We start from the raw sequence: 1,293 nt of genomic DNA on the forward strand, positions 1-1,293 counted from the left end.
ATGCTCGAGTACACGGCGGGTGGCCCCGGCGAAACGCTTGCACTGCTGCTGCATCACGACGATGCTGAGCGTGAATTCGCCTACGACCGGCAATCGTCGTTGGCTCGGCTCGACAAGGCGTGGGACGAAGCGGTTGCGCGCGGCTGGGTCGTCGTCAGCATGAAGCAGGACTGGAAGACGGTTTACCCCGCACCGGAGGCCGGTGCGGCGCAATAAGTCCGCACTGCCTGAAACTGAGATCTGGAGAGATAGCGTGCACGACATCAATGAAACCGTGGTCGAGCGGCCGGTGGCTTTCTTCGCGGCGCGGCCTTCAGGACTGGAACCTGTCGCGCCCTTGCAAAAAGGCCGATTCCATACGATGGCCAAGCCCATCGGCTCAGCCTGCAACATCGATTGCTCTTATTGCTACTACCTGCACAAAGAACACCTGCTCGAACAGCATCGGGGCCGCCGCATGGAACCGTCGATGCTCGAGCGATACATCCGCCAATACATCGAAGCGCAAAATGGCGACGAGATCATATTCTCGTGGCAGGGCGGCGAGCCGACCATGCTCGGCATCGAGTTCTTTCGCGACATCGTTGGCATTCAGAAGCGCTATGCGCCTGAGAACCGTCGAATCTCCAACGACCTCCAGACCAACGGAACTTTACTCGACGACGACTGGTGCCTGTTCCTCAAGGAGAACGACTTTCTGGTCGGCGTGAGCATCGACGGTCCGCGCGAATTGCACGATGCCTTCCGGGTGGACCGGAAAGGTCGGCCCACGTTCGACCATGTCATGCGCGGGATTGGCTTTCTCCGGAAGCACGGCGTGAAATTCAACACGCTCACGGTGGTGAATCGAGTCAATGCGAAACGGCCGTTAGACGTCTACCGGTTTTTGCGTAACGAACTGGGTTCCACATACATCCAGTTCATTCCGTGTGTCGAGCCAAAGGATTTCCATCGCGTCGCGCCACAGCACTGGCCCGACGATTCGATGCCGATGATGGGAAGCGAGGCCGCGAAGCCCGGTCATTCCGACTCAGTTGTAACGGACTGGTCAGTCGATCCGGACGACTGGGGTTATTTCCTGTCGCGAACCTTCGACGAGTGGTACAGAAAAGACGTGGGCCGCGTGCTGGTCAATGTGTTTGAAACCGCTGTGGCGCAGACGATGGGGCACCCCGCGCAAACCTGCGTGACCGCGGAGTTTTGCGGCAAGGCATTGGCCATCGAGCATGACGGCGAAGTCTACTCGTGCGATCACTATGTTTATCCCGACTACGCGCTGGGCAACATCCGTGC

The 1,293-nt window shown here is 58.9% G+C and carries 1 protein-coding gene and 1 pseudogene; both read left to right on the plus strand.

Going from position 1 to position 1,293, the window contains the following annotated elements; genetic code table 11:
- Positions 1-216 (plus strand): annotated as a pseudogene (locus HV770_RS38035) (haloacid dehalogenase-like hydrolase); the annotation flags it as partial.
- 37 nt (positions 217-253) lie between these two features.
- Positions 254-1,293 (plus strand): anaerobic sulfatase maturase (locus HV770_RS38040; RefSeq protein ID WP_175166531.1); only part of this gene is annotated, 1,040 nt, incomplete at its 3' end.

The organism is Paraburkholderia fynbosensis, assembly GCF_902859935.1.
Taxonomy (GTDB): Bacteria; Pseudomonadota; Gammaproteobacteria; order Burkholderiales; family Burkholderiaceae; genus Paraburkholderia; species Paraburkholderia fynbosensis.